Genomic DNA, 26,500 nt, shown 5'->3' on the forward strand with positions numbered 1-26,500 from the left:
GGTGTCGACCAGGAACCGGTCACGCATCACCGTCATCGCCGTAGCCACGGCGGCCCTCGCACTCCCGTCCCTCGCCCTCCCCCTCCCCGGAGCCGCCCAGAGCGGGCCCGCCGAGGGGTCCCCCGGCGTCCACGACGTCCACGACTTCCAGGCCGAGCAGCACGCCGAGCCCGACGTCGACAACCGGCGCGGCGCCGTCCCGCCCCCGGCCGCCGCGCTCGCCGAGCAGGCGGGCGGGGCCACGATCCGCTGGAACGCCCTCGGCACCCCCGCCGTCGTCACCGGTTCCACCCCGCTCGCCGAAGGGCTCGGCGACGACCCCGAGCGGGCCGCCCGCGCCTACCTCAAGGCCGGCGAGAACCTCTTCGGACTGAGCCCCGCGGCCGTCGACGCGCTGGAGAAGGTCGCGGCCCACCCGATCGGGGACGGCCACGCCGTCCTGCTCCGGCAGCGGTTCGGCGACCTGCCCGCGGGCGTGGACGGGCAGGTGGTGGTGGGCGTGACGGGTGGGAAGGTGGTGCACGTCACCTCGACGCTCTCCCGGTCCACCGACGCCCCGCCCGCCGCCGCGCTCACCGAGCGGCAGGCGCTGGAGGCCGCGGCCCGGGACGGCGGGATCGACCTGGCCACCGCGACCGTCAAGCAGGCCACCGAGGTGGCCGTGCCCGCACCCGACGGCGTCCACCGGGCCTACCGGGTGGTGCTGATCGGCGGGGGCCCGAGACAGGAGGTCGAGCCCGCCGCCTACACCACCCACGTGGACGCGGTCAGCGGCGAGATCCTGACCCGCGAGAACCTGGTGGACCACCACCACGAGCCGGAGAACCCGCAGTGGGAGGCCTTCCCGGCCAACCCGCCGGCCGACCACTCCTCCACCGACACCCGCGCCCGCTGGTGCTTCGCGGCCGGACCCGGCTGCGACCTGGTGGCGGGCGGCGACCCGGCCACCGGAAAGGCGTGGGACACCGACCACGCCACGGGAGCGCCGACGAACACCAGCCTCGGCAACGCGGCGCGGACGTTCGAGAACCGCGCCAGCGGCGACCCGTACACAGTCGGCACCCGGAGCAACGCGCCCGCCCCGGACCGGAACCACGCCCACCCGTGGAAGAACACCTGGTACACCGCCAAGTGCGACCCGGCCGTCTTCGACCGGCCCGGCGAGGCCGACCTGGAGGCGGCGATCACCAACCTGCACGTGATGCACAACCGCATGCACGACTGGTCCTACCGGCTCGGCTTCACCGAGAGCGCCTGGAACATGCAGGCCGACAACGGCGGGCGCGGCGGCCTCGGCGGCGACCCCGAGCAGGGCAACGCCCAGGCGGGCGCGCGGGTGCCCAGCGTGCGCGACAACGCCAACCAGATCACCGGCCCCGACGGGGTCGCCCCGATCACGAACATGTACCTCTGGCAGCCGGTCGCGGGCGCGTTCTACTCGCCCTGCGTGGACGGCGACTACGACATGTCGGTGATCGGCCACGAGTACAGCCACGCGATCTCCGGCCGCATGGTCGGCGGCCCGGACGCCGGATGGAGCGGCGCCCAGCCCGGCGCGATGAACGAGAGCACCTCCGACCTGCTGGCCATGGAGTACCTGGCCGAGTACGGCTTCCGCCCCGCGGGCGACACGCCGTACGTGACCGGCGGCTACGTCACCGGCGACAGGAAGGCCGGCATCCGCAACCACGACATGTCGAGGTCCCCGCTGAACTACGGCGACGTCGCCTACGACCTCGTCGGCCAGCAGGTCCACGCCGACGGCGAGATCTGGAGCGCCACCCAGTTCGACGTGCGCGAGGCGTTCGTCAGGCGGTACGGCAAGGGCACCCCGGCCCTCCAGCGGGCCTGCGCCGACGGGAAGGTCCCGGTGGGCCGGTGCCCCGGCAACCGCCGCTGGGCGCAGCTCTCCTTCGACGCGCTGCTGCTGATGGCCTCCGGCGCGGTCAGCTACGTCGACCACCGCGACGCGCTGCTCGCGGCCGACGCCCTGCGCTTCGGCGGCAGGAACCGCGACATCATGTGGCGGGCCTTCGCCTCCCGCGGCCTCGGCGCGGGCGCGGCCAGCCTCAACCAGAACGACCCCGACCCGACGCCGAGCTTCGCCGACCCCGAGGGCCGGAACGGGAAGATCCGGCTCAAGCCGCTCGCCGACGCCTCCGGCGCCGCGCTCCGGCTCTACGTCGGCCGCTACGAGGCCCGCGCCGTACCGGTCGCCGACACCGACCCGGCCACCGGGCTCGGCGACACCGTGGAGATGACCCCGGGCCTGTACGACTTCGTCGTCGTCGGGAACGGCTACGGCCACACCCGGGTGAGGTTCGCGGTGCTGCCCGGCGTGACGCTCCCCCTCCCGCTGTCGCCGGCGAAGAACCTCGCCTCGGCGGCGCTGGGCGCGACGGCCACGGGCGACGGCGTCAACCACGCCAAGCTGATCGACGAGACCGAGGCCACGAACTGGGCCTCGCTCACCGGCCCGGTCCGGGGCAGATCCGTGACCGTGGACCTGGCCGGGTCCGGCCCGGTGAAGGTCCGCCGGGTGCAGGTCAGCGCCATGCTCCGGCCGAACGTCAACGACCCCGCCGACCCCGGGGGCCAGAACCGCTTCAGCGCGCTGCGCGCCTTCGAGGTCCTGGCCTGCGACGCCACGGAGAAGGACTGCTCGCAGCCCGCCTCCTTCACCGTCGTCTACACCAGCCCCGCCGACGCCTTCGACACCCGGCTGCCCCGCCCCCGGGGCGCCGACCTGCTGATCGAGTCCTTCAGGATCCCCACGACGACGGCCACCCACCTGGCCCTGCGCGCGGTCTCCACCCAGTGCACCGGCAACCCGCGCTACGCCGGCGAGCAGGACGCCGACCCCGGCTCCGCCACCGACTGCGCCACCGCGAGCCCGGCCCGCGACCACCTGCGCGCCGCCGAGTTCCAGGCGTTCACCCGATAAGCCCGCCCGGTACGGCTCCCGCCCCGGCCCGGGCGGGAGCCGTACCGCTCTCCACCGGAGTGAACGATCCTCACGAATCCCGAATCGATCACTATCCGTATCGAATCGAGTTCTCCTTGCTACGTTCGGCTCCTCCGTACCACCGGCGAAGGAGTCTCCCGTGACACCTGTCCTCCGTGCGTCCCTGCTGGCCTGCACCGCCGTCCTGGCCGTGCCGCTGACGGCGGGGCCCGCTGCGGCGGCCCCACAGGGCGTGCCGAAGGGGGCGCAGAAGGTCGTCGTCGTGAAGATCGTGGACGGCGACACGGTCGACGTCCGCCCCGGCCGTACCGGCCCGGTCTTCCGCGTCCAGCTCCTGGAGGTCGACACCCCCGAGCGCGGCCGGTGCTGGTTCAGGACCTCGTCCGCCCGCACCGCGGCGCTCCTGCCCGTCGGAAAGAGCGCCTACCTGCTGAAGGACAGGGACCCGAAGGACCGCTACGGCCGCCACCTGCGCTACGTGTGGGGCGCGACCGGCACCTTCGTCAACCGCAACCTCGTGCGCTTCGGGTACGGCAGAGCCGTGCTGTACAAGCCGAACGACCGCTACATCGACCTCATGCGGGCCGAGCAGGCCAAAGCGCGGCGGGACGGGCTCCGGATCTGGTCGGGCGGCTGCGACGGCACGGGTTCGACGCCCGCACCGGCCCCCACCCGGACCCCGCCCCCGGAGCCGCCGTCCACCGGAACCGATCCGCGCTTCCCCACCTGCGGCGCGGCCAACGCCGCGGGCCACGGACCGTACCGGCGGGGCACCGACCCGGAGTACGCCTGGTACCAGGACCGCGACGGCGACGGCCTCGTCTGCGAACGCTGACCCCGGACGGCTGCCGACGGGCCGCGCCGTACAGCCACAGCACGGCGGCGTCTCCGTCGGGGACGTCATCGAGCCGCCGCCACGCGACCAGGAAGGTCTCGGCGATCACGTCGGCGACATCGTCCGTCGAGTCGCTGCGACGCACCGCGTAGCGATACAGCGCTCTCGACCGTCAGCTCGACCGCAGTACGCGCACGTCGATGCCGAACTTCTCGGCTTCCTTCATCTTCAGGTCGGACGTGACGAGAGGTGCGTCCAGTGCCTGTGCCAACACGACATACGCCGCATCGTGGGTCGTGAAGTCGTCACGGAGCCTGAGCACGTGGCCCAGGAGTTCGGTCATCTGGTAACGCCGGATGCGTAGTGAGCCGAAGTCCTCGACGGCTTCGTCCAGCCGCTGCTCATCGAGCTTCTCACCGAGGACGAGACCCCTCAACGCGCTCGAGACTGTGAGGCCGCGCTCGGCCGCCTGCTCTTTGAGTGCTCGTACTGTCGGTTCGGGGACATCGCGTACCTGCAACAGTGCCATGACTTCATGGCATGCATTTGCATGCAAGCTGCGACCGGAATCGGTGATGACGCAGGACAGTCCGAGAGACCCGATGTCTCGAGCTCTCGAGTAGCCTTCACCAAGACCTGCCGACTCAGGCCAGGTTGGTCTCCGGGGCGGCGAAGGGGACGATGTCGGGGGCGCCGAGGCGGATGGCGTCGGCCTCGTGGTCGGTGTCCTGCTCCTGGGAGAGCCGTTCGGCCTCGACGCGCTTGGTGTAGTACTCGATCTCGCGCTTGACCTGCTCGTCGTCCCATTCCAGCGGTCCGGCGAGCAGCGCGGCGGCCTCCTCGGCCACGGCCAGGCCGCGGTGGAAGGTCTCGATGGCGACGTGGGTGCGCCGGGCCAGCACGTCGTTGAGGTGCCGGGCGCCCTCGTGGGTGGCGGCGTAGACGACCTCGGCCCGCAGGTAGTCGTCCGCCCCGGTCAGCGGCCGGCCCAGCGACGGGTCCTCCCCGATCAGCGCCAGCACCTCGTCGATCATGGAACCGTACCGCTGGAGCAGGTGCTCGATCCGGGCCACGTGCAGCCCGGACGACCGGGCCAGCCGCTCGCGCGAGTTCCACAGCGCCTGGTAGCCCTCGGCCCCGGCCAGCGGGATCCGGTCGGTGCAGGAGGGCGGGACCCGCTGGCGCAGGCCGTGCGCGACCGCGTCCACCGCGTCGCGCGCCATCACCCGGTAGGTCGTGTACTTGCCCCCGGCCACCATGACCAGACCGGGCACCGGGTGGGCCACCACGTGCTCGCGCGAGAGCTTCGAGGTCTCCTCCGACTCCCCCGACAGCAGCGGCCGCAGCCCCGCGTAGACGCCCTCGACGTCGTCGCGGGTGAGCGGCACCGACAGGACCGCGTTGACGTGCTCCAGCACGTAGTCGATGTCGGAGCGGGAGGCCGCCGGGTGGACCTTGTCCAGGTTCCAGCGGGTGTCGGTGGTCCCGATGATCCAGTGGCGGCCCCAGGGGATGACGAACAGCACCGACTTCTCGGTCCGCAGGATGATCCCGGTCAGGGAGTGGATCCGGTCGCGCGGCACCACCAGGTGGACGCCCTTGGAGGCGCGCACGTGGATCTGCCCGCGCCCGCCGACCAGTTCCTGGATCTCGTCGGTCCACACGCCGGTGGCGTTCACCACCTGGCGCGCCCGCACCTCCAGGTCGCTCCCGGTCTCCAGGTCGCGCACCCGCACCCCGGTGACCCGTTCCCCCTCCCGCAGGAAGCCCGTCACCTGCGCCCGCGAGGCGACGTGCGCCCCGTAGCCGGCGGCGGTCCGCAGCATGGTCATCACGTAGCGGGCGTCGTCCACCTGCGCGTCCCAGTACTGCACCGCACCGGAGAAGGCGGTGCGGCGCAGCGCCGGGGCCAGCCGCAGCGCCCGCCTGCGCGACAGGTGCCGGTGGCCGGGGACGCCGCGGGTGAGCCCGGCGGAGAAGCCCAGGGTGTCGTACATCACCAGCCCGGTGCCCACGTACGGCCGCTCCCAGCCGAGATGGGTGAGCGGGAACAGGAACGGCACCGGCCGCACGAGGTGGGGGGCGGTCCGCTGCAGCAGCAGCGCGCGTTCCTGCAGCGCCTCCCTGACCAGGTCGAAGTTGAGCTGCTCCAGGTAGCGCAGGCCGCCGTGGATCAGCTTGGAGGACCGGGAGGAGGTCCCCGACGCGAAGTCGCGCGCCTCCAGCAGCCCGACGCTCAGGCCCCGGGTCGTCGCGTCCAGCGCGACCCCGGCGCCGACGACCCCGCCGCCGATCACGACCACGTCGAGTTCGGCGGAGCCCATCTGCGCCAGTGCGGCGGACCTCTCGGCAGGGCCGAGCCGTGCGGTGCCCCTACGCGCCGTCATGCTGCATCCCCCCGGGGTACGTGGATCGTCGTCTTGTCCGGGATATGTACCCCCGCCCCGGGACGTCACTACCCACCGGTAGCCATGCTCGCGGTGATTCGCACCACCATCCAGCACTCTGTCCACCACATCCGCCTCTGCCCCTTTTCGCCCCACACGTCCGCGGGCCGGGCCGATCAGGCGCGGACGACCTTCACCCCGGCGTCGGCGAAGCGGGCCGCGTCCTCGTCGGAGAGGCCCTCGTCGGTGATCAGTGTGCCGACGGCGTCCAGGGTGCAGATCCGGGCGAAGGCGCGGCGGCCGATCTTGGAGGCGTCCGCGACCACGACGACCTCGGCGGCCCGGCCGATCAGCAGGCCGTTGACGCTCGCCTCGCCCTCGTGGTGGGCGAAGGCCCCCGCTCCGGCGTCGACCGCGTCCACCCCCAGGAACGCGATGTCCAGCGTGATCCGGTCCAGCACCTCCGAGGCCAGCGGTCCGATCAGCTCGTAGGACTGGGGCCGCGCCACCCCGCCGGTCACCACGATCTTGACGTTCTGCCGCACGGTCAGCTCGGCGGCGATGTTCAGGGCGTTGGTGACGACGGTGAAGCCGATCTCCGGATCGGCCCGCACGGCCAGCGCCCGCGCGACCTCCGAGGTGGTGGTGCCGCCGTTCATGCCGACGACCGCGCCGGGCGCCACCAGCGCGGCGGCGGCCTCGGCGATCCGCTGCTTCTCCCCGGCGTGGCGCGCGGTCTTGTAGCGCAGCGGCAGGTCGTAGCTCACACTCTGCGCGACGGCCCCGCCCCGCGTGCGCATGAGCATCTGCTGCCTGGCCAGCTGGTCGAAGTCGCGCCGGATCGTCGCGGTGGAGACGCCCAGCCCCTCGGCGGCCTGCTCGACGGTCAGGCGGCCCTCCTGCGCGAGCAGTTCGAGGATCGCGTTCCAGCGCTCGTATCGGCTCACGGCCACCAGGGTGTCACAGCACAGAATCAAAACCCATCCCTGCCCAAAGATGCTCATTTCTGCTATAAATCACTCATAATTGAGCTGATGCGGGGAGGCCTGCCGTGACCACCCACACCGAAGCGGAGATCGCGTCCCAGCCGGAGTGCTGGCGCCGCGCCGTCGCCGCGATCCCGGCCGACGCCCTCCCGCAGCCGGGCGAGCGGGTGGCGGTGGTCGGCTGCGGCACCTCCTGGTTCATCGCCCAGGCGTACGCCGCGCTCCGCGAGCGCGCCGGGCACGGCGAGACCGACGCCTTCGCCGCCTCCGAGGCACCGGCCGGCCGCTCCTACGACCGGGTGCTCGCGCTGACCCGGTCCGGCACCACCACCGAGGTGCTGGAACTGCTGCGGAGCACCCGCGCCCGGACCACCGCGATCACCGCCGACCCCGCCGCCCCGGTCACGGCGCTGGCCGACCGGGTCGTCGTCCTCGACTACGCCGACGAGCGGTCGGTCGTGCAGACCCGGTTCGCCACCACCCAGCTGGCCCTGCTCCGCGCCCACCTCGGCGAGGACCTGACCGCCGCCGTCGCCGACGCCGAGCGCGCGCTCGCCGAGCCGGTCGCCCCCGAGACGCTCGCCGCCGAGCAGTTCACCTTCCTGGGCCGCGGCTGGACGTACGGCCTGGCCCTGGAGGCGGCGCTGAAGATGCGCGAGGCCTGCCGGGCGTGGACCGAGGCCTACCCCGCGATGGAGTACCGGCACGGCCCGATCAGCATCGCCGGGCCCGGCCGGATCACCTGGATGCTCGGTGACGCCCCCGAAGGGCTGCGCGCCGAGGTGGCGGCGACCGGCGGCGTCTTCACGGCCGGCGGCCTGGACCCGATGGCCGAGCTGGTGCGCGTCCAGCGGGTGGCGGCGGCCAGGGCCCTGGCCCGGGGGCTCGACCCGGACCGGCCGCTCCACCTGACCCGCTCGGTGATCCTCCCGGTCCGGGAGCCGCGGTGACCGCACCCGCCGCGACCGCAGGAGGAGCCGGGGCGGGATCCCCGGCGACCGCGCCCGCCCCGGCCGCACCCGCCACGAACCCACCGCGGCCCCGCCCTCCGGCCCGCCGCGGGAGGATGGGACCATGAGCCTCACACTCGCCGACGCCCGCGTCGTCACCCCCGACGGTGTCCACGACGGCTGGCTGACCATCGAAGACGGCCGCATCACCCACGTCGGCCGCGGGACCGCCCCCGGTCCGGGGCGCAGCCTCGGCGGCCGGTACGTCGTGCCGGGCTTCGTCGACATCCACAGCCACGGCGGGGCGGGCGCCTCCTTCCCCTCGGGCGACCAGGAGCAGGCCGTCCGGATCGCGGCCCTGCACGCCCGGCACGGCACCACCACGCTCATGGCCAGCCTGGTCACCGCCGCCCCCGGCGACCTGGCCGGGGCCGCCTCCGCCCTGGCCGACCTGTGCGAGGACGGCCTGCTGGCCGGCATCCACCTCGAGGGCCCCTACATCTCCACGGCCCGCTGCGGCGCGCACGATCCCGCCCTGCTGCGCGAGCCCTCCCCCGCAGAGCTCCTCGGCCTGCTGAAGGCCGGGCGCGGGCACGTGCGCATGCTCACCATCGCCGCCGAGCTGCCGGGCGCGCTGGACACCATCCGGGAGGCCGCCGCGAACGACGTGATCGCCGCCCTCGGGCACAGCGACGCCGACTACGGGCAGACCCTCGCCGGGATCGACGCGGGCGCCCGCGTCGCGACCCACCTCTACAACGCGATGCCCCCGCTCGGGCACCGCGACCCCGGCCCGGTCGCCGCGCTGCTGCAGGACGAGCGGGTCACGGTCGAGCTGGTGAGCGACGGCGTGCACGTGCACCCCGCCATGCTCCGCCTCGCCCTGCGGACCGCCGGGCCGGGCCGTACGGCGTTCGTCACGGACGCGATGGCGGCGGCCGGGGCCGGGGACGGGACCTACGACCTGGGCCCGCTGAAGGTCGAGGTGACCGGCGGCGTCGCCCGCCTGGCGGGGGACGGGCCCATCGCGGGCTCCACCCTGACCATGGACGCCGCCTTCCGGCGCGCCGTCCGCGAGCTCGGCCTGTCCCTGCCCGAGGCCGTCGAGGTCACCTCCCGCACGCCCGCCCGGGTCCTCGGCCTCGGCGACCGCCTCGGCTCCGTCACGGCCGGCGGGCAGGCCGACCTGCTGGTCCTCGACGCGGAGCTGGAGGTCGCCGGCGTCATGAAGCGCGGACGCTGGATCACCGAGCCCTGAAGGGCCCGGCGGCCCGCACGGGCCGCCGGGCCCTCGGCCCGCCACCGGGTCAGGAGTGCTGCGGGGCGACGACCACCTCGACCCGCTGGAACTCCTTCAGGTCGGAGTAGCCGGCGGTGGCCATGGTGCGCCGGAGCGCGCCCATCAGGTTCATCGAGCCGTCGGCCACCGAGGAGGGGCCGTGCAGGATCTGCGCGAGCGTGCCGACCGTGCCGAACTCGACCCGCTTGCCGCGCGGCAGCTCCGGGTGCTGGGCCTCCGAGCCCCAGTGGAAGCCGCGGCCGGGCGCCTCGACCGCGCGGGCCAGCGGCGAGCCGACCATGACCGCGTCGGCGCCGCAGGCGATGGCCTTGGCGATGTCGCCGGAGGTGCCCATGCCGCCGTCCGCGATGACGTGGACGTACCGGCCGCCGGACTCGTCCATGTAGTCGCGGCGCGCCGCGGCCACGTCCGAGATCGCGGTGGCCATCGGCACCGCCACGCCCAGCACCGTGCGGGTGGTGTGCGAGGCCCCGCCGCCGAAGCCGACGAGCACGCCGGCCGCGCCGGTCCGCATCAGGTGCAGCGCCGCGGTGTAGGTGGCGCAGCCGCCGACGATCACCGGCACGTCGAGCTCGTAGATGAACTGCTTGAGGTTGAGCGGCTCGGCCCGGCCCGAGACGTGCTCGGCCGAGACCGTGGTGCCGCGGATCACGAAGATGTCCACGCCCGCGTCGATGACGGCCTTGTGGTGCTGGACCGTGCGCTGCGGGGAGAGCCGGACGGCCGTGGTGACCCCGGCGGCGCGGATCTCCTCGATCCGGCGGCCGATCAGCTCCTCCTTGATCGGCTCCTCGTAGATCTTCTGCAGGCGCCTGGTCGCCGGCTCGCCCTTGAGCTCGGCCACCTCCTCCAGCAGCGGCACCGGGTCCTCGTAGCGGGTCCACAGACCCTCCAGGTCCAGCACCGCCAGGCCGCCGTGCCGGCCCACCTCGATCGCGGTCTGCGGCGAGACCACGCTGTCCATGGGGCTCACCACCAGGGGCAGCTCGAACCGGTAGGCGTCGATCTGCCAGGCGATCGAGACCTCCTCGGGGTCGCGGGTCCGCCGGGAGGGGACGATGCCGATCTCGTCCAGCGCGTAGGCACGGCGTCCGTTCTTGCCGCGGCCGATCTCCACCTGAGTCATGTCCTGTCTCTTTCCCATCTCACGCGCGTACGGCCCACGCCTCGCGGCGTGAGCCGTACCTGTGTCCGACCGGTCCGCACGCCGAGGTTCAGCGGCGGTGGTAGTTGGGCGCCTCGACCGTCATCTGGATGTCGTGCGGGTGGCTCTCCTTGAGACCCGCGGCCGTGATCGGCATGAGCTCGCACGAGGTGTGCATCTCGGCGATCGTGCGGCATCCGGAGTACCACATGCCCTGGCGCAGCCCGCCGACGAGCTGGTGGGCGACCGCGGAGACCGGGCCGCGGTAGGGCACCTGGCCCTCGATGCCCTCGGGGATGTACTTGTCCTCGCCGCCGACGTCGGCCTGCGCGTAGCGGTCCTTGCTGAAGGACGCCCCGCCGCGCTCGCGGTTGCGGACCGCGCCGAGCGAGCCCATGCCCCGGTAGGACTTGAACTGCTTGCCGTTGATGAAGATCAGCTCACCCGGGGACTCCTCGCAGCCCGCCAGCAGCGAGCCCAGCATCACCGTGTCGGCGCCGGCCGCGATCGCCTTGACGATGTCGCCGGAGTACTGCAGGCCGCCGTCGCCGATCACCGGGACCCCGGCCGGGCCGCAGGCCAGCGAGGCCTCGTGGATGGCGGTCACCTGCGGGGCGCCGACGCCGGCGACCACGCGGGTGGTGCAGATGGAGCCGGGGCCCACCCCGACCTTGACCGCGTCGGCGCCGGCGTCGATCAGCATCTGGGCGCCCGCCCGGGTGGCGATGTTCCCGCCGATCACGTCGACCCGGCTGTTGGCCTTGATCTTCGCGATCATGTCGGCGAGGCCCTTGGAGTGGCCGTGCGCCACGTCCACGATGATCACGTCGACGCCGGCCTCGATCAGGGCCTCCGCCCGCTGCTCGGCGTCGCCGCCGACGCCGATGGCCGCCCCCACGACGAGCCGGCCGTCGGCGTCCTTGGTGGCGAGCGGGTACTGCTCGCTCTTGGTGAAGTCCTTGACCGTGATCAGGCCGTGCAGCCGCCCGGCCGCGTCGACCAGCGGGAGCTTTTCGATCTTGTTCTTCCGCAGCAGCGCGAACGCGTCGTCCCTGGAGACCCCCACCGGCGCCGTGACCAGCGGCATCGCGGTCATGACCTCGCGCACGGGACGGCCGTGGTCGGTCTCGAAGCGCATGTCCCGGTTGGTGACGATGCCGACCAGCACGCCGCCGCCGTCCGTCACCGGGACGCCGGAGATCCGGTAGGTCGCGCACAGGCGCTCGACGTCGGCGAGCGTGTCGTCCGGCGAGCAGGTGATCGGGTTGGTGACCATCCCGGCCTCGGACCGCTTGACGAGGTCGGCCTGCCCGGCCTGGTCCTCGACGGACAGGTTGCGGTGCAGGATGCCGATGCCGCCCTGGCGGGCCATGGCCACCGCCATCCGCGCCTCGGTGACCGTGTCCATCGCCGCGGAGACGAGCGGGATGCGCAGGGTGATCCCGCGCGAGAGGCGGGTGGTGGTGTCCGCCTCGCCGGGCTGCAGGTCGGAGTAGGCGGGAACGAGGAGCACGTCGTCAAACGTCAGCCCCGGCTCGGTGAACTTGGCCATCATTCTCCTGCGAGGGACTGCCGGGGTCGCCCGGCAGGGGAATCGCTTCCCTGTGCGGTTCTGGTGGTCGAAACGGTCAGGGCGCGGGGACGCGGCCGTCCCCGGCCGTCCCCGGGGGCGGCGGCGGGAGGCCGCCTCGCGCTCGTGGAGCGGGGAGCCGCCCGCGACCCTCCGGCCACGACGCGCTGCTGTGGGAATCCCGGGTGGAGAAGGCCGCCCCCGGCACAGTTTAGGGTCTGCCCCCCGGCGCGCCGAACGGCAGGGGGACACGGGGCCGAGGAGGGTCCGGAGGACGCCTCGGGAGGCCGAGCGGTCGGTGACCCGCTCGGCCTCCCGTCACCGGCGACGTCGCGAGGCGCCCGGATGCCGCCGGACCCCCCTCCGTGTCCGGGCGGCGGGGCTCCTCGCTCGCGGTGCCGACGCCCTGTCATGGTCGTCCCGCCGTTCACCGCGCGCAATGGTCGAAGCTGCAACTGCACGAAGCTGCACCCCGATCCGCCCGTCGCGCCAACCCCCGGACAGGAGCGCCACTGCGGGTTATCCTCTCGACACGTCCTGTTCATCCCAGGAGCCCCCGTCGATGCCTGCCGACACCTCCGACCCGCTCGCCGCCCTGGGCCTGACCCCCGCCCAGACCGCGCTGTACGACGCGGTGCTCCGGCTGCACCGCGCCACCTGCGCCAAACTGGCCGAGGCCGTCGGCGACCCGCCCGAGTCGCTGCACCGCGAGCTGACGACCCTGGTACGGCTCGGCGTGGTCGACGAGCAGGCCGGGGAGTACCTCGCACGGCACCCGGCCGCGGCCCTCGGCCGGCTGATCGCCGACCGGCTGGACCACCTCGCCGAGGAGAGCCGCAGGATCGACGCGGTGCTGGGCTCGATCCGCCGCCTCGTCCACCAGTACGACGCCGGCCGCGACCAGCAGACCGGGCAGTTCCCGGTCGAACTGGTCGGCGGGGCCGACGAGCTCTACGAGAGCGTGATCGGCATGGCGGTCCAGGCGCCCCCGCTGCGGCTGCTGACCGCCGTCCCGGACCGGCGGACGATGAGCGACTTCACCCAGCGCTACGCCGACCAGTGGATCGCGGCCCAGCACCGGGGCCTGCTCTCCTGCCGCACCCTCATCCCGGCCGACCTGCTGCAGATGCCCGGTCTGCCGGAGAAACTCGTCCGGTTCGAGCGCGCGGGCGCGCGGATCCGGACCGTCGGCTCGGTGCCGAGCTGGTTCCTCGTCGCCGGGGACGAGGTGGCCGGGCTGCCCGCCCGGTGGGGCGGCGCCCTGGCCGAGAACGCCTACCGCTTCCACCTGGTCCGCGCCTCGGTGGTGGTGGCCGCGCTGCGCACGCTGTTCGAGGAGCTGTGGGCGCGGGCCGCGCCCCCGCCGTGGGCCCGCACCGACGACGGCGTGGTCCGGGTGCTCCGGCTGGCCTCGCAGGGCGTGGGCGACGAGGCGATCGCCCGGCAGCTCGGCGTCTCGGTCCGGACCGTCCGCGCCCGCTTCGCCGGCGCGATGGCCGAACTGGGCGCGCAGTCCCGTTTCCAGGCGGGCGTGGAGGCCGCCCGCCGCGGATGGCTCGCGGAACGCCCGGGTTCGGACCCTGCCCGGCACGCCTAGGCCATAAAGTGGAACGGTGCTGGACGACGTCCCTCGCGACCCGTTCGCGGACGACCCCGACGACCCGGCCGCCGCGCTGGGTGATTCCGACGACCCCGAACCCCTGACGCCCGCCGAGCGCGACGAGGCGGTCACCGACCTCGCCGACGTGGAGGTCTTCCGCTCCCTGCTCGAACCGCAGGGGGTCTTCGGTCTGGTCCTCGACTGCCCGGAGTGCGGCGAGCAGCACTATTTCAACTGGGAGCTGCTCCGCGGGAACCTGCGCCAGATGATCGACAACGGCAGGCCGCAGGTGCACGAGCCGGCCTACCGGCCCGATCCCACCGACTACGTGAGCTGGGACTACGCCCAGGGCTACGCCGACGGCGTGATCGACACCGAGGAGAGGCGCTGACCGGCGGCGCGGTCGTGGTCGAGATCCCGGTCGACGTCCGCGATCAGCGCTGAGAGCAGCCGGACCACGTCGTCCGCGGCGGGGACGGGCTCCCTGCGCGAGAGCGCCTGCACCAGGGCCTCGGTCCCGGCCACGGCCGGGTCACCGTCCGGCCCGTACCGCCGGGCCGGACGCCGTGGATGGACCGCGGTCAAGCCGTCGACTCCAGCTCGGCCAGTGCCCGCAGCCTGGCGAGCGCCCGATGCTGGGCGACGCGAACCGCACCCGGTGACATACCGAGTACATTACCCGTCTCCTCGGCCGACAGGCCCGACACCACCCTGAGCATCAGCAGCTCGCGCTGGTTGTCCGGAAGGCGGGAGAGCAGTCTGCGCGCGTGCTCGGCCTCGATGTAGCGCACCACGGTCTCCTCCGGCCCCGGGCCCTCGTCGGGCCCGTCGGGGAGGTCCTGGGTCGGCACGGCCGAGCGCACCGAGCTGCGCAGCGCGTCGGCCACCTTGTGGGAGGCGATGCCGAAGACGAAGGACGCGAACGGACGCCCCATGTCCCGGTACCGGGGCAGCGCGGACAGGACGGCGATGCACACTTCCTGGGCCACGTCGTCCGCAATGTGATATTGGCCGGAAACCCGGCCCAGGCGGGCACGGCAATAGCGCACCACCATCGGGCGCAACTGCGCGAGCAGGGATTCGATCGCACCGCGATCCCCCTGAACGGCGAGGCTCGTCAGATCCTTGAGGTCGTCTTTGTGGACGACCTCGTCAGACCTCGTCGCAAGCCTTACCCCACTCTTGGCGTCGGCGACGCATCCCTCGGTCACGTAGGCATGATGCCCGCACTGATCGGACCTGTCGTCATGGCAAACGGCTACGGATTGGTCACATTGAGACGACGACAGCGAACGGTAATCAACCGGCTACACTGAGATTTTTCGCACCACCGGAAATTTCAGCGGATTGCCGAATATGACTGCCATTCGTTATATAAGCCGCAAGCCGGAACGCCGGTCGCACCGGACGCTTTGCCGCTCTTTCGGATTTCCCCGAAAAGCGTACGGCCCGCACCCGGGGAGGGTGCGGGCCGTACCGGAGCCTGGCGGAGATCAGTGGCCGTGGCCGTGACCGTGGCCGTGACCGCCGGCGGCCGGGGCCTCCTCCTCGGGCTTGTCCACCACGAGGGCCTCGGTCGTCAGCAGCATGCCGGCGATGGAGGCCGCGTTCTGGACGGCCGAGCGGGTGACCTTGACCGGGTCGATGACGCCCTGGGCGATCAGGTCGCCGTACTCGCCGGTGGCGGCGTTGAGGCCGTGGCCGACGGACAGCTCGGTGACCTTGGAGGTCACGACGTAGCCCTCCAGACCGGCGTTCTCGGCGATCCAGCGGGCCGGCTCGACGAGCGCCTTGCGGACCACCGCGACGCCGGTCGCCTCGTCGCCGGTGAGGTCCAGGTCGCCCAGGACCTTGGCGACGTGCACGAGCGCGGAGCCGCCACCGGAGACGATGCCCTCCTCGATCGCGGCGCGGGTCGCGGAGATCGCGTCCTCGAGGCGGTGCTTCTTCTCCTTGAGCTCCACCTCGGTGGCCGCGCCGACCTTCAGCACGCAGACGCCGCCGGAGAGCTTCGCCAGGCGCTCCTGGAGCTTCTCGCGGTCCCAGTCGGAGTCGGACTGCTCGATGGCGAGCTTGATCTCCTTGACGCGGTCCGCGATCGCCTGCGCGTCGCCGGCGCCGTCCACGACCGTGGTGGTGTCCTTGGTGATCACGACGCGGCGGGCGGTGCCGAGCACCTCGGTGCCGACGTGCTCCAGCTTGAGGCCGACCTCCTCGCTGACGACCTGGCCGCCCGTGAGGATGGCCATGTCCTGCAGCATCGCCTTGCGGCGGTCGCCGAAGCCCGGCGCCTTGACGGCGACGGAGGTGAAGGTGCCGCGGATCTTGTTCGTCACCAGGACCGCGAGGGCCTCGCCCTCGACGTCCTCGGAGATGACGAGCAGCGGCTTCTTCGTCTGGGCGACCTTCTCCAGCAGCGGCAGGAAGTCCGCGACGGAGGAGATCTTGGCCTGGTGGATCAGGATGAAGGGGTCCTCCAGGACCGCTTCCATCCGCTCCTGGTCGGTCACCATGTACGGCGACAGGTAGCCCTTGTCGAACTGGAGACCCTCGGTGAACTCCAGCTCCATGCCCATGGAGTTGGACTCCTCGACGGTGATGACACCGTCCTTGCCCACCTTGTCGAACGCCTCGGCGATCAGCTCGCCGATCTTGGCGTCCTGCGCGGAGATCGTCGCGACGTGCGCGATCTCCTTCTTGTCCGCGACCGGGCGGGCGGACTCGATCAGCTTGTCGCTGACGGTCTTGGCCGCGAGGTCGATGCCGCGCTTGAGGGAGAGCGGCTGGGCCCCCGCGGCGACGTTGCGCAGACCCTCGCGGACCATCGCCTGGGCGAGGACGGTCGCGGTGGTCGTGCCGTCGCCGGCGATGTCGTTGGTCTTGGTGGCGACCTCCTTGGCCAGCTGGGCGCCGAGGTTCTCGTACGGCCCCTCCAGCTCGACCTCACGCGCGATGGTGACACCGTCGTTGGTGATGGTCGGCGCACCGAACTTCTTGTCGATGACGACGTTGCGGCCCCGCGGGCCGAGGGTCACCTTGACGGCGTCCGCCAGGGCGTTCACACCACGCTCGAGAGCGCGGCGGGCGTCCTCCTCGAAGGACAGGATCTTCGGCATGACAGTCCTCTCTGAAAGCACGTCGGCGCATCAAAGCCCCGGGCGCAGACTGCGGCCCGGGGCTCGATACGTCATCTCCGGTGAAGCGTGGACTACTTCTCGATGATCGCGAGCACGTCACGGGCGGAGAGCACGAGGTACTCCTCGCCGCCGTACTTCACCTCGGTGCCGCCGTACTTGCTGTAGAGAACGATGTCGCCCTCGCTCACGTCGAGCGGGATGCGCTTGCTGCCCTCGTCGTCCCAGTTGCCCGGACCCACCGCGAGGACCTTGCCCTCCTGCGGCTTCTCCTTGGCGGTGTCCGGGATGACCAGACCGGAAGCGGTGGTCTGCTCCGCCTCGAGCGGCTGGACCACGATGCGGTCGCCGAGCGGCTTAACGGGAACCTTGGTGGCGGTCGTCACGTCGGACCTCCCCTTCAGATATGGATGATCTAGAAGAGGCGACCAGCGGTCTGCCGTCGCGGGTGCCAGACCTGACCTCGTCGCATGGATTGGCACTCTCACGGGGAGAGTGCCAATACGGAACAGTATGCAAGGAGGCCTTGACAGTCAACACGAACCGCCCTGTCTGCGCTTCGGGCGAACGCGATCCCCTTCCGCCGCACCCGCCCCCCTGCGTCCGGCGCCGCCGTCCCGTCCGGCCCGGCCCCTCCCCGGACCGCGGGCGGCCCCTCCCCCCGACCGGGCACCGCACCGCACCGCCCCCCGGACGGTCCCCGGATGAGAACACGAAGGGGAAACGCCCCCGTCCGCCGCCGCAATCACCGGACCGCCGGTTCACCCATATGAAACACACACGAACATCGGTCATCAATTCATGTACGGGCTCACACGGTTTTCACCGCGACCGCCGGCCTCGGACCGCACGGCCCCCGCATTCTTCTTCGGAACGGCAAAGAGTCGGCAATGCGAAACGGCCCCGGAGTCGCCGGGGCCCTCCCGCACGAATTCCGGGAGCGCCGCGGGGAGACCGGCCGTCCGCGAGACGGGACGGCGGCGCCCGGTCCGCGCGAGAGCACCGGGGCCGCCCTCGTTCCGACCCGACTTGCGTCCCCAAAAAGACAGACATATCCGCATCATGAAATCCGCCGCCACCCCTGACCGCGCCGCCCGGATCGGGGGAACATACGGGGAGACGGCCTGGCACCGACGGGAATGTGACCTGATGACCACGAACGGTAACGGGGAAGGCGCTACGGTGAACGACATGACCAGCACGATGAGCGAAGAGGACGTCACGGAACACGAGGATCGTGACCCGCTCGCCGACTGGCCCTCCCCTCCGCCCGGCGGGTGGACGGCCGACGATCTGGACCGGCTCCCCCAGGACGGCCCCAACGGCGAGCCGGACTTCTTCAAGCGCATCGAACTCCTCGACGGAGCACTCATCTTCATGTCCCCCCAGAAGCGCTTCCACGAGTACGTCCTGTACGGGCTCCGGACCAGCTTGAACTCCCAGGTCCCCGATCACCTCAAAGCGGTGATGCAGATGGACGTGGTCCTCGGCCCGAGACAACGCCCCTGCCCGGACGTGCTGGTCGTCGACAGGAGCGCGGCGAAGGACCGATCCCGTACCGCGTACACACCCGCGGAGGTGAAGCTCGTGATCGAGGTCGTCTCACCCGAGTCCGAGTTCCGCGATCACGAGGTCAAGCCCGCGCGGTACGCCGCAGCAGGCATCCCGCACTTCTGGCTGGTGGAGAACCACGCGGACGAGCCCGTGGTCCACGTCTACCAACTCGATCCGGTCACCCGTTCCTATGTCGTCACCGGCATCCACCACGGCCGACTCAAGCTCGCCGACCCTTTCCCCCTCGACATCGACCTCGCCGAACTGCCCGACTGAGCGGAAGCCCGGTGATCCCACCAGGGGGTAACGTCGGGCGGCGTGGACCTTGACGCATTCCGCGGGCTGCTGACGCCGCGCGGCCAGGAGGCCCTGGGGGCCGCGGCCGAGCTCGCCGGGGACGACCCCGTGGCGGCCGTGACCCGGCTCAGGAAGACCTACGACGCCGACCTCACCTCGGCCGCGCTCGGCCAGGCGGTGCTCAGGCGGCGGGCGCGGGAGAAGTTCGGCGCCGACGCCGACCTGATGTACTTCACCCCCCACGGCCTGGAGCAGGCCACCCGCCGCGAGGTCGCCGACCACCGCGCCCGGCGCATCCCCGCGGGCTCCCGGGTCGCCGACGTCTGCTGCGGCATCGGCGGCGACCTGCTCGCCCTGGCCCGGGCCGGCTGCACGGTGGAGGCGGTGGACGCCGACCCGCTCACCGCCGCCGTCGCCCGGGCCAACGCCGACGCCCTGGGATTCGGCGAGCGCGTCACGGTCCGCGCGGCCGACGCCGGCACGGTCGACCCGGCCGCCTTCGACGTGCTGTTCGCCGATCCCGCCCGCCGTACGGTGCGCGGCAGGACCTTCGACCCGCTGGCCTACTCCCCGGCCTGGCCCGAGGTGCTGGCGATGGTCGCCGCGGCGCGGGCGGCCTGCCTGAAGGTCGCCCCCGGCATCCCGTACGAGTTCATCCCCGCCGGGACCGAGGCCGAGTGGGTCTCCCACCGGGGCGAGGTCAAGGAGGCGGTGATCTGGGCGGGCGCGCCGGCCGGCCGGGTGGAGCGGCGGGCCACGATGCTGCCGTCCGGCCTGACGCTGACGCCCGACCCCGGCCTCGGCCCGGCGGAGGTCGGCCCCATCGGCCGCTACGTCTACGAGCCGGACGGCGCGGCGATCCGCTCCCACCTCGTCGCCGAGGTCGCCGCGCTGGTCGGCGGGCGCCTGATCGACCCGCACATCGCCTACATCACCTCCGACGTCCCCGTGGAGACCCCGTGGGCGTCCCGTTACGAGGTGCACGAGGTGCTGCCGTTCTCGCTCAAGCGGCTGCGGGCGGCGCTCCGGGAGCGCGGGGTCGGGAACGTGACGATCAAGAAACGCGGATCCGCGGTCGACGTCGAGCGGCTCCGGAAAGACCTCCGCCTTTCCGGAAAGAAATTCACAACGGTCATTCTCACCCGAGTCATCGACAGACCTTTTGTCCTCGTATGCGACCCGTGCTGATCGACCCGGAACCGTAAATCCGGGAAATCCGTCGACAATCGCTACCTTTTAAATCCGGATTCGAAAAACCTTGATCCAGACGCTATCGTTGCGCCCCGGGAGTCGTTCCCGTCAGCGGTTCGACCGCGTTCAACAACAGCCGGACCAATCCCACCGCGCGGCTGACCGTCGGCGAGTGAAGGAGCTTTTCGGTGGATCACTCCAATCAGACCCTGCTGCAGGCCGGCGGCCAGACCGCCATCTCCGACCGGATGCGGGAGCTCCTCGCCCGCGCCGCGCAGGACCACGTCTACGAGCAGCGCACGCAGGGCGCGGTGCTGGACGAGATCCGCCAGCGGCTCGAAGGCATGGAGTGGCTGCTGCGCGAGGTCAGGGAACGCGAGCTCGGCGGGCTGAACGGCACGCTGGAGTCCGTCCACGGCCGCCTGGACGACATCGCCATCCGGCCTCCGACCTGGGCGGAGAGCCTCGCCCAGCACGTCGAGGCGGTCCGCGACCACGTCGACGCCGTCGGCGAGCACGTCGGTTCGGTGCGCCAGCGGGTCGACTCCGTGGGCCAGCGCATCGACACCGTCGGGGACCGGGTCACCCCCATCGGCGAGCTGCCGAGCCTCTGGGCCGACCTCGGCACCGTCGGCGAGAACGTGGACGAGGCGCTCACCCGCCTCCAGGCGGTCCTCGACGGCACCCGGGGCGTCGGCGACCGGATGGACGAGTTCGCCCGGCGCCTCGGCCAGTTCCAGGAGGGCATGGAGGCCGCGGCCGGCCGGTTCACCCGCCTGGACAAGGCGCTCACCGAGCTCTCCCAGCGCACCGAGCGCGTGGAGACCGGCCTGGTCGAGCTCACGGCGGGGGTGCGGGAGTCCGTGGACACCGGCGTCGGCCGTCTGCTCGACGCGATCGGCCAGGTGGGCGGGAAGGTCGAGCAGGCGGCGGTCCGGGTGGACGACCGGATGGACGGCGCCGAGAGCCGCATCGACCGGGTCGACGCCCGCCTGGCCTCGGTGGACGGCCGCCTGGAGACCGCCGACGACCGCCTGGCCGGGATCGGCGACCACCTGGTGACGGTGGACGGCCGCCTGGTCTCCCTCGACGGGCACCTGGCCTCGGTGAACGGACACCTGGCCTCGGTCGACGGACATCTGGAGACCGCCGACGACCGCCTGGCCGACATCGACGGCCGGGTGAGCGGCGTCGAGACCCGCCTGGGCGGCGTGGACACCCGCGTCGCCGCGGTGGACACCCGCCTCGCCTCGGTGGAGACCCGGGTCGGCTCGGTGGACACGCGCATCGGCTCGGTGGACACCCGGATCGGCGAGATCGGCGCCCGGCACGACGGCCGCCTGGACACCCTGGACGAGCGCCTCGACGACATCGAGGGCCGCGTCACGAGCCGGATCGACGTCGTCGACTCCCGCCTGTGCGCGCTGGACAGCCGCGCGGAGAAGGCCGGCGAGCAGCTGGAGGCCGTCGACGACCGCGTCGAGGCCGTCAACCAGCGGGTCGGCCAACTGCCCGCCGTCCTCAACCTCGGCGAGATCCACAAGCGCGTCGGCGAACTCGTCTCCGCCCAGGCCGACGGGCAGGAGCAGCGCTTCGACACCCTGGACGAGCGCCTCGCCCGGGCCGAGGCCGCCCTCGCCCCGCTGGCCGACATGCTCCGCGCCCAGCCGGACCGCGAGCAGCTCGCCGAGGCCCTCGGCGAGATCGTGGACCCCGTCCGCACCGACCTCACCCGCCGCCTCGGCGCGCTGGAGGAGACCATGCTCGCCCTGGCCGAGGCGCTCCTGCGGCCCACCCGCACGAAGGACTGACGTCCGCGCACGGCCCTCCGGGCCCCGGTCCTCGCGTCGGAGGGCCGGGGCCCTTCCGCTGCGGAGAACCCGCGCAGACACGGAAACCGCGCGGACGCGAGGGCCTTCGGAGGCGGCCTCCGTCGGAGGAAGGGCGCGGCCCGCCGTCAGAAGGCGCAGGACCCCTCGTCGGACGCGGCCTCGGGGCAGACGTTCTCCCGCACCACGCCCAGCAGCGAGAGCAGCGTCCCGACCTGCTCGGAGGAGAGCCCGCGGGTCATCCGCCGGTGGAGCTCCGTCGCCACCCGCTCCACCTCGGGGCGGAGGGCGTCGCCGGCCGGCGTCGTGCTGACGATGCTGATGCGCCGGTTGGCGGGGGACGGACTCCGGCTGACGAACCCGCTCCGCTCCAGGCGCTGCAGCATCTTGGTCATCGTGGACACGTCGATGCCGAGGATCCTCGCCAGCGCGTTCTGCGACTGCGGCCCGTTCTCCCACAGGGCGCTCAGCGCGCGGTCCTGTCCCGGATACAGGTCGATCTCCGCCAGCAGCCCGGCGAGCAGCACCCGGTGGCCCCGCGCCGTCTGGGCCATCAGGCAGCTCAGCCCGTCCGGGTCCTCCGGGCCGCACACCGTCGGGTAGGTCGTCTCCTCCACCGTCATCGGCTCCGCCATGTCAGGCCTCCCTTTCCCGGCACAGCCTACCGCTTGCATATTGGCCGACCAAGTTGTAGAACTAATCCTTGGTCGGCCAAGTTGGTCGCCCAAGAAAGGAAGAGCCATGCCGTTCAACGCCTTCGAACTCGGCCGCCTCCGGCTTCCCAGCCGCCTGGTGATGGCCCCCATGACCCGGTCCCGGGCCTACGTGGACGGAATCCCCTCCTCCCTCACCGCCCTCTACTACGCCCAGCGCGCCTCGGCCGGTCTGATCGTCACCGAGGGCATCCAGCCGAGCCCGGCGGGCAAGGGCTACATGGACACGCCGGGACTGCACACCGACGAGCAGGTCGCGGGCTGGCGCGAGGTGACCGACGCCGTCCACGCGGCGGGCGGCCGGATCTTCGCCCAGATCATGCACGCCGGCCGGATCGGCCACCCCGACAACACCGGCGCGCTTCCCGTCGCGCCCTCCGCCGTGCCGGCCGCGGAGCAGATCTTCACTCCGAACGGCATGCAGGACCTCCCCGTCCCGGTGGCGCTGACCACCGCCGAGGCCGAGGCGACCGTGCAGGACTTCGCGGACGCCGCCCGGCGGGCCGTGGAGGCCGGTTTCGACGGGGTCGAGCTGCACGGCGCCAACGGCTACCTCATCCACCAGTTCCTGTCGCAGAACGCCAACCTGCGCGACGACCGCTTCGGCGGGTCCGTCGAGGGCAGGATCCGGTTCGCCGTGGAGACCGCCCGGGCGGTCGTGGAGGCGATCGGCGCGGACCGCGTCGGCTTCCGCATCTCCCCCGCCACCGGGGTCCAGGGCCTCGTGGAGGACGACGCCTCCGTGGTCTATCCGGCGCTGCTGTCCGCCCTGGCCGAGCTCGACCTCGTCTACCTGCACCACCTGGCGGGCGGCTCCGAGGAGCTCGACCGGCGGATCCGCGACCTGTGGCCGAACGCGCTCATCGTCAACGACCCGTCGGCCGCCCATCCGGCCGAGGCCGCGGACCGGTGGCTGAGCCGGGGCGCGGACCTGGTGGCACTGGGCAAGTACTTCCTGTCCAACCCCGACCTGCCGCTCCGCCTGCGCCTGGGCGCGCCGCTCAACGAGCCCGACTTCGGCACGGCCTTCGGCGGCGACCACCGCGGGTACACCGACTACCCGGCGCTCTCCCTCCACCCGGTCGGCGAGCCCGCCCTCGGCTGAGCGCGGGCGGCGCCCCCCGGACCGCGGTCCCGTCCGGGGGCGGGCTGCTCAGACGTGCACGGTGGTGATCGGCAGCGAGGAGTCGGCCGGGATGTCCAGCGGGGACGGGGACACCCCGGCGGCGACCAGGTCCGAGCCGAGAGCCGCCACCATGGCGCCGTTGTCGGTGCACAGGCCCGGGCGGGGGACGCGCACCCGGACCCCGGCCGCCTCGCAGCGCTCGACGGCCAGCGCCCGCAACCGCGAGTTGGCCGCCACACCGCCGCCGATCAGCAGGTCGGCGACCCCGTGCTCCCGGCAGGCCGCCAGGGCCTTGCGGGTCAGCACGTCGACCACGGCCTCCTGGAACGAGGCCGCCACGTCGGGCACGTGGACCCGCTCGCCGGCCTTCTCCCTGGCCTCGACCCACCGGGCCACGGCCGTCTTCAGGCCGGAGAACGAGAAGTCCAGCGTCCCGTCGTCGTACTTGCCCCGGGGGAACGCCACGGCCGTGCCGGACCCCTCACGGGCCACCCGGTCGATGTGCGGCCCGCCCGGGAAGGGCAGCCCGAGGACCCGGGCCACCTTGTCGAACGCCTCACCGGCCGCGTCGTCCACCGTGGAGCCGAGCGGGATCACCTCCCGCGCGACGTCCGGCACCAGCAGCAGCGAGGAGTGCCCGCCCGAGACGAGCATCGCGATGCACGGCTTGGGCAGGGCGCCGTGTTCGAGCTGGTCCACGGCCACGTGGGCGGCCAGGTGGTTCACCCCGTAGAGCGGCACGCCCATGCCCAGCGCGTAGGCCTTCGCCGCCGCCACGCCCACCAGCAGCGCCCCGGCCAGGCCGGGACCGGCGGTCACGGCGACCGCGTCGATGTCGGACAGGCGCAGCCCGGACTGCTCCAGGGCCCGCTCGACGGTCGGCGCCATCGCCTCCAGGTGCGCGCGGGAGGCCACCTCGGGGACGACGCCGCCGAAGCGGGCGTGCTCCTCGACGCTGGACGCGATCGTGTTGGCCAGCAGGGTGTGGCCCCGCACGATGCCGACGCCGGTCTCGTCGCAGGAGGTCTCGATCCCCAGGACCAGAGGTTCGTCACGCATTGAGATCCTTCTTCATCATGATCGCGTCGGTGCCGTCGGAGTAGTAGCCCCGGCGCAGGCCGATGCGCTCGAAGCCGAACCGGTCGTAGACCGCTTGGGCGTCCGGGTTGTCGGCGCGGACCTCCAGGAAGACCGAGCGGGCGCCCCGCCGTACGGCCTCCGCCAGCAGCTCGGACAGCAGGGCGCCGCCGATCCCGGCCCTGCGGCGGCCCGCCGCGACGGCGATGGTCTGCACGTCGGCCTGGTCCCCCGCGGCGGCCAGGCCCGCGTAGCCGACGATCCCGCCGCCCGCCAGGGCCACCACGTAGTGCCGGGTCCGGGGCTGGTCGGCCAGTTCGCCGCGGAACATGCCCTCGCTCCACGCGTCGGCGGGGAAGGTCTTTCGTTCGAGCTCCGTCACGGCGGGCAGGTCGCCGACGGTCATCCGCCGGAGCAGCACGTCCCCGGCGCTCTGCGGGCCCGGGGTGCCTCCGCCGCTCCGGCCGCCCCCATCGCTCCGGCCGCCCCCGTCGCGGGCCGCGTCCGGGCGGGGCCCCTCGCTCACTTGGTGACCTTCTTCGGCGCGGAGGGCACCTGGGCGTCGGGGCGGCGCAGGTAGATCGGGCGGGGCACGCCCAGCACGGGGTGCGTGCCGCTCGCCACGACCTCGGCCAGGTCCGGCTGCCCCAGCTGCGCGGCGGCCAGCGCGGCCAGCGCCCCCGCACCCGGGTACTCGGGCGCGGCGGCCAGCCGGGAGGACCCGACGACCTCGGCGTACATCCGCGCGCCGGCGCCGACGACCGGCAGGTCGCCGGGCAGGTCCTGCGGCCGGTCCACCGCGGGCCCGGACAGCCGGGTGCGCGCGTCGGCGTAGCGGCCCCAGAAGACCTCCCTGCGGCGGGCGTCGGTGGCGACCAGGAACGGCTCGGACAGGCCGCTGCCGTAGGCGAGGGCGTCGAGCGTGCACACGCCGTACGCGGGCACGCCCAGGGCGGTGGCCAGGGCCTGGGCGGTCACCAGGCCGACCCGCAGGCCGGTGTAGGGGCCGGGGCCGGAGCCCGCCACGATCGTCGTGACGTCGGCGAGCGAGGCTCCGGCCTCCGCCATGACGCGTTCGATCGCGGGCACGAGCAGCTCGCCGTGGCGGCGCGCGTCCACCGTGGTCGACTCGGAGAGGACCCTCGTGCCGTCGTGCAGCGCTGCGGTGACGGCGGGGGTCGCGGTGTCAAAGGCCAGGACCAGCACGGTCGTCAAGCCTAGCCCGTCGTACGGCACGGCCCGCACCGAAGGCGCGGACGCCGTCCCCCTCCGGGGTCAGGTCCCGGGGTCGGCGGGCTTCACCAGGGTGGCATAGACGATCACGTTGTCGTCGTACTCGTTCCGGTCCCAGTCGAACGCCCCGCCGCAGGTGATCAGGCGCAGGCCGTCCTCCACGTAGACCTTGTCCGCCGGGAAGTCGTCCTTGGCGACCTGCTCGACGGAGTCGACGCGGTACTGGGCGGTCCTGCCGTCACTCCGCACGACCTTGATGACCTGGCCCTCGCGCATGGTCTTGAGCTTGTAGAAGACCGCGGGCGCCTCCTTGGTGTCGACGTGCCCGAGGATGACCGCGGGCCCCTCGTCACCGGGGACCACGGTTCCGGCGACCCAGCCGGCGACGTCCGGTTTCTCGTACGGCGGCAGCTCGACCTCGCCGTCGGCCACGCCGAGCCTCATCAGCGGCGCCTTGACACCGAGCGACGGGATCTCCAGGCGGCTGGGCACCACCGTGGCCCGGACGGGCCCGTCGTCCTCGGTGCCGCCCTTGCCGAACGCGACCATGACGGCGCCGGTGAGGACTCCGGCCACGATGATCCGTGACCAGCGGGGGGAATCGGCCAT

General features: G+C 72.8%; 24 protein-coding genes and 1 pseudogene. 10 read left to right on the plus strand and 15 right to left on the minus strand.

Annotated features, from left to right (window positions below):
- Position 1: 1 nt before the first annotated feature.
- Entirely contained in the window at positions 2–2,944 is a 2,943-nt protein-coding gene (locus HS045_RS04930; RefSeq protein ID WP_307827386.1) for a M36 family metallopeptidase, read from the plus strand.
- Between the two features lie 160 nt (positions 2,945–3,104).
- Positions 3,105–3,800 (plus strand): thermonuclease family protein, encoded by a 696-nt coding sequence (locus HS045_RS34150; RefSeq protein WP_196466600.1) that lies wholly within the window; start codon positions 3,105–3,107, stop codon positions 3,798–3,800.
- Positions 3,801–3,822: 22 nt separating this feature from the next.
- Here the strand turns inward: HS045_RS34150 and HS045_RS36380 are convergent.
- The 4 genes and pseudogenes from HS045_RS36380 to HS045_RS04950 form a co-directional block, all read right to left on the minus strand.
- Positions 3,823–3,960: pseudogene (locus tag HS045_RS36380) on the minus strand (RNA polymerase sigma factor); the annotation flags it as partial.
- Positions 3,961–3,972: 12 nt separating this feature from the next.
- Positions 3,973–4,329, minus strand: coding sequence for a type II toxin-antitoxin system VapC family toxin (locus HS045_RS04940; protein ID WP_196449968.1), 357 nt, complete (start codon positions 4,327–4,329; stop codon positions 3,973–3,975).
- Positions 4,330–4,444: 115 nt separating this feature from the next.
- A complete protein-coding gene (locus HS045_RS04945; RefSeq protein WP_196449969.1) occupies positions 4,445–6,187 on the minus strand; it encodes a glycerol-3-phosphate dehydrogenase/oxidase in 1,743 nt (580 codons plus the stop codon).
- A gap of 176 nt (positions 6,188–6,363) precedes the next feature.
- Positions 6,364–7,134, minus strand: a complete 771-nt coding sequence (locus HS045_RS04950; RefSeq protein WP_196449970.1) for a DeoR/GlpR family DNA-binding transcription regulator — start codon at positions 7,132–7,134, stop codon at positions 6,364–6,366.
- Positions 7,135–7,238: 104 nt separating this feature from the next.
- Here HS045_RS04950 and HS045_RS04955 point away from each other — a divergent pair, with 104 nt between their 5' ends.
- Together HS045_RS04955 and nagA are read left to right on the plus strand one after the other, a co-directional pair.
- Positions 7,239–8,123, plus strand: coding sequence for an SIS domain-containing protein (locus tag HS045_RS04955; RefSeq protein WP_196449971.1), 885 nt, complete (start codon positions 7,239–7,241; stop codon positions 8,121–8,123).
- Between the two features lie 124 nt (positions 8,124–8,247).
- Positions 8,248–9,381, plus strand: a complete 1,134-nt coding sequence (gene nagA, locus HS045_RS04960) for an N-acetylglucosamine-6-phosphate deacetylase (protein WP_196449972.1) — start codon at positions 8,248–8,250, stop codon at positions 9,379–9,381.
- Positions 9,382–9,430: 49 nt separating this feature from the next.
- On the opposite strand, the gene HS045_RS04965 is transcribed toward nagA, so the two are convergent.
- Together HS045_RS04965 and guaB are read right to left on the minus strand one after the other, a co-directional pair.
- The gene (locus tag HS045_RS04965; RefSeq protein ID WP_196451058.1) at positions 9,431–10,540 is read right to left on the minus strand and encodes a GuaB3 family IMP dehydrogenase-related protein; all 1,110 of its coding nucleotides are present in this window, start codon (positions 10,538–10,540) and stop codon (positions 9,431–9,433) included.
- Positions 10,541–10,637: 97 nt separating this feature from the next.
- Positions 10,638–12,119 carry an IMP dehydrogenase gene (gene guaB, locus HS045_RS04970; RefSeq protein ID WP_196449973.1) on the minus strand — a complete coding sequence of 494 codons (1,482 nt, stop codon included), beginning with the start codon at positions 12,117–12,119 and terminating at the stop codon, positions 10,638–10,640.
- 580 nt (positions 12,120–12,699) lie between these two features.
- Here guaB and HS045_RS04975 point away from each other — a divergent pair.
- Positions 12,700–13,734 carry a LuxR family transcriptional regulator gene (locus HS045_RS04975; RefSeq protein WP_196449974.1) on the plus strand — a complete coding sequence of 345 codons (1,035 nt, stop codon included), beginning with the start codon at positions 12,700–12,702 and terminating at the stop codon, positions 13,732–13,734.
- Positions 13,735–13,750: 16 nt separating this feature from the next.
- Positions 13,751–14,128, plus strand: coding sequence for a DUF5319 family protein (locus HS045_RS04980; protein WP_196449975.1), 378 nt, complete (start codon positions 13,751–13,753; stop codon positions 14,126–14,128).
- Here HS045_RS04980 and HS045_RS04985 read toward each other — a convergent pair.
- The 4 genes from HS045_RS04985 to groES form a co-directional block, all read right to left on the minus strand.
- The gene (locus tag HS045_RS04985) at positions 14,089–14,262 is read right to left on the minus strand and encodes a hypothetical protein (RefSeq protein WP_196449976.1); all 174 of its coding nucleotides are present in this window, start codon (positions 14,260–14,262) and stop codon (positions 14,089–14,091) included. The genes HS045_RS04980 and HS045_RS04985 overlap by 40 nt on opposite strands.
- 56 nt (positions 14,263–14,318) lie before the next feature.
- Positions 14,319–14,948: a sigma-70 family RNA polymerase sigma factor gene (locus HS045_RS04990; protein ID WP_196449977.1), complete on the minus strand. Its 630-nt coding sequence runs from the start codon at positions 14,946–14,948 to the stop codon at positions 14,319–14,321.
- Between the two features lie 282 nt (positions 14,949–15,230).
- On the minus strand, positions 15,231–16,853 hold the full coding sequence (groL, locus tag HS045_RS04995; protein WP_196449978.1) for a chaperonin GroEL: 1,623 nt from the start codon (positions 16,851–16,853) through the stop codon (positions 15,231–15,233).
- Between the two features lie 92 nt (positions 16,854–16,945).
- Positions 16,946–17,257: a co-chaperone GroES gene (gene groES, locus HS045_RS05000; protein ID WP_196449979.1), complete on the minus strand. Its 312-nt coding sequence runs from the start codon at positions 17,255–17,257 to the stop codon at positions 16,946–16,948.
- Between the two features lie 805 nt (positions 17,258–18,062).
- Here groES and HS045_RS05005 point away from each other — a divergent pair.
- The 3 genes from HS045_RS05005 (at position 18,063) to HS045_RS05015 (ending at position 21,724) form a co-directional block, all read left to right on the plus strand.
- Positions 18,063–18,701: a Uma2 family endonuclease gene (locus HS045_RS05005; RefSeq protein ID WP_230883438.1), complete on the plus strand. Its 639-nt coding sequence runs from the start codon at positions 18,063–18,065 to the stop codon at positions 18,699–18,701.
- A 42-nt stretch (positions 18,702–18,743) separates the two neighbouring features.
- Complete coding sequence (locus HS045_RS05010; protein ID WP_196449981.1) at positions 18,744–19,910, plus strand: class I SAM-dependent methyltransferase; 1,167 nt, start codon at positions 18,744–18,746, stop codon at positions 19,908–19,910.
- 191 nt (positions 19,911–20,101) lie between these two features.
- On the plus strand, positions 20,102–21,724 hold the full coding sequence (locus HS045_RS05015; protein WP_196449982.1) for a hypothetical protein: 1,623 nt from the start codon (positions 20,102–20,104) through the stop codon (positions 21,722–21,724).
- 146 nt (positions 21,725–21,870) lie between these two features.
- On the opposite strand, the gene HS045_RS05020 is transcribed toward HS045_RS05015, so the two are convergent.
- Entirely contained in the window at positions 21,871–22,377 is a 507-nt protein-coding gene (locus HS045_RS05020; RefSeq protein ID WP_196449983.1) for a MarR family winged helix-turn-helix transcriptional regulator, read from the minus strand.
- Positions 22,378–22,483: 106 nt separating this feature from the next.
- Between HS045_RS05020 and HS045_RS05025 the strand changes: the two genes are divergently transcribed.
- Positions 22,484–23,560: an alkene reductase gene (locus HS045_RS05025; RefSeq protein WP_196449984.1), complete on the plus strand. Its 1,077-nt coding sequence runs from the start codon at positions 22,484–22,486 to the stop codon at positions 23,558–23,560.
- 48 nt (positions 23,561–23,608) lie between these two features.
- Here HS045_RS05025 and tsaD read toward each other — a convergent pair whose 3' ends face one another.
- The 4 genes from tsaD to HS045_RS05045 all read right to left on the minus strand — a co-directional run bounded on the left by tsaD (position 23,609) and on the right by HS045_RS05045 (position 26,500).
- Positions 23,609–24,640, minus strand: a complete 1,032-nt coding sequence (gene tsaD, locus HS045_RS05030; RefSeq protein WP_196449985.1) for a tRNA (adenosine(37)-N6)-threonylcarbamoyltransferase complex transferase subunit TsaD — start codon at positions 24,638–24,640, stop codon at positions 23,609–23,611.
- Positions 24,633–25,184, minus strand: a complete 552-nt coding sequence (gene rimI / locus HS045_RS05035; RefSeq protein ID WP_374191359.1) for a ribosomal protein S18-alanine N-acetyltransferase — start codon at positions 25,182–25,184, stop codon at positions 24,633–24,635. The genes tsaD and rimI overlap by 8 nt, the downstream gene beginning before the upstream one ends.
- Entirely contained in the window at positions 25,181–25,864 is a 684-nt protein-coding gene (gene tsaB, locus HS045_RS05040; RefSeq protein WP_196451060.1) for a tRNA (adenosine(37)-N6)-threonylcarbamoyltransferase complex dimerization subunit type 1 TsaB, read from the minus strand. The genes rimI and tsaB overlap by 4 nt, the downstream gene beginning before the upstream one ends.
- A gap of 69 nt (positions 25,865–25,933) precedes the next feature.
- Entirely contained in the window at positions 25,934–26,500 is a 567-nt protein-coding gene (locus tag HS045_RS05045) for a class F sortase (RefSeq protein ID WP_196449986.1), read from the minus strand.

Source organism: Planomonospora sp. ID82291 (assembly GCF_015711645.1).
Classification (GTDB): domain Bacteria; phylum Actinomycetota; class Actinomycetes; order Streptosporangiales; family Streptosporangiaceae; genus Planomonospora.

Coding starts and splice junctions, on each gene's coding strand:
- tsaD (WP_196449985.1), bottom strand. CDS start 24,640: ATGCGTGACGAACCTCTGGTCCTGGGGATCGAGACCTCCTGCGACGAG.
- HS045_RS05005 (WP_230883438.1), top strand. CDS start 18,063: ATGACCAGCACGATGAGCGAAGAGGACGTCACGGAACACGAGGATCGT.
- HS045_RS04975 (WP_196449974.1), top strand. CDS start 12,700: ATGCCTGCCGACACCTCCGACCCGCTCGCCGCCCTGGGCCTGACCCCC.
- HS045_RS05045 (WP_196449986.1), bottom strand. CDS start 26,500: ATGGCCGATTCCCCCCGCTGGTCACGGATCATCGTGGCCGGAGTCCTC.
- HS045_RS04940 (WP_196449968.1), bottom strand. CDS start 4,329: ATGGCACTGTTGCAGGTACGCGATGTCCCCGAACCGACAGTACGAGCA.
- nagA (WP_196449972.1), top strand. CDS start 8,248: ATGAGCCTCACACTCGCCGACGCCCGCGTCGTCACCCCCGACGGTGTC.
- HS045_RS05025 (WP_196449984.1), top strand. CDS start 22,484: ATGCCGTTCAACGCCTTCGAACTCGGCCGCCTCCGGCTTCCCAGCCGC.
- HS045_RS05020 (WP_196449983.1), bottom strand. CDS start 22,377: ATGGCGGAGCCGATGACGGTGGAGGAGACGACCTACCCGACGGTGTGC.
- guaB (WP_196449973.1), bottom strand. CDS start 12,119: ATGGCCAAGTTCACCGAGCCGGGGCTGACGTTTGACGACGTGCTCCTC.
- groL (WP_196449978.1), bottom strand. CDS start 16,853: ATGCCGAAGATCCTGTCCTTCGAGGAGGACGCCCGCCGCGCTCTCGAG.
- HS045_RS04945 (WP_196449969.1), bottom strand. CDS start 6,187: ATGACGGCGCGTAGGGGCACCGCACGGCTCGGCCCTGCCGAGAGGTCC.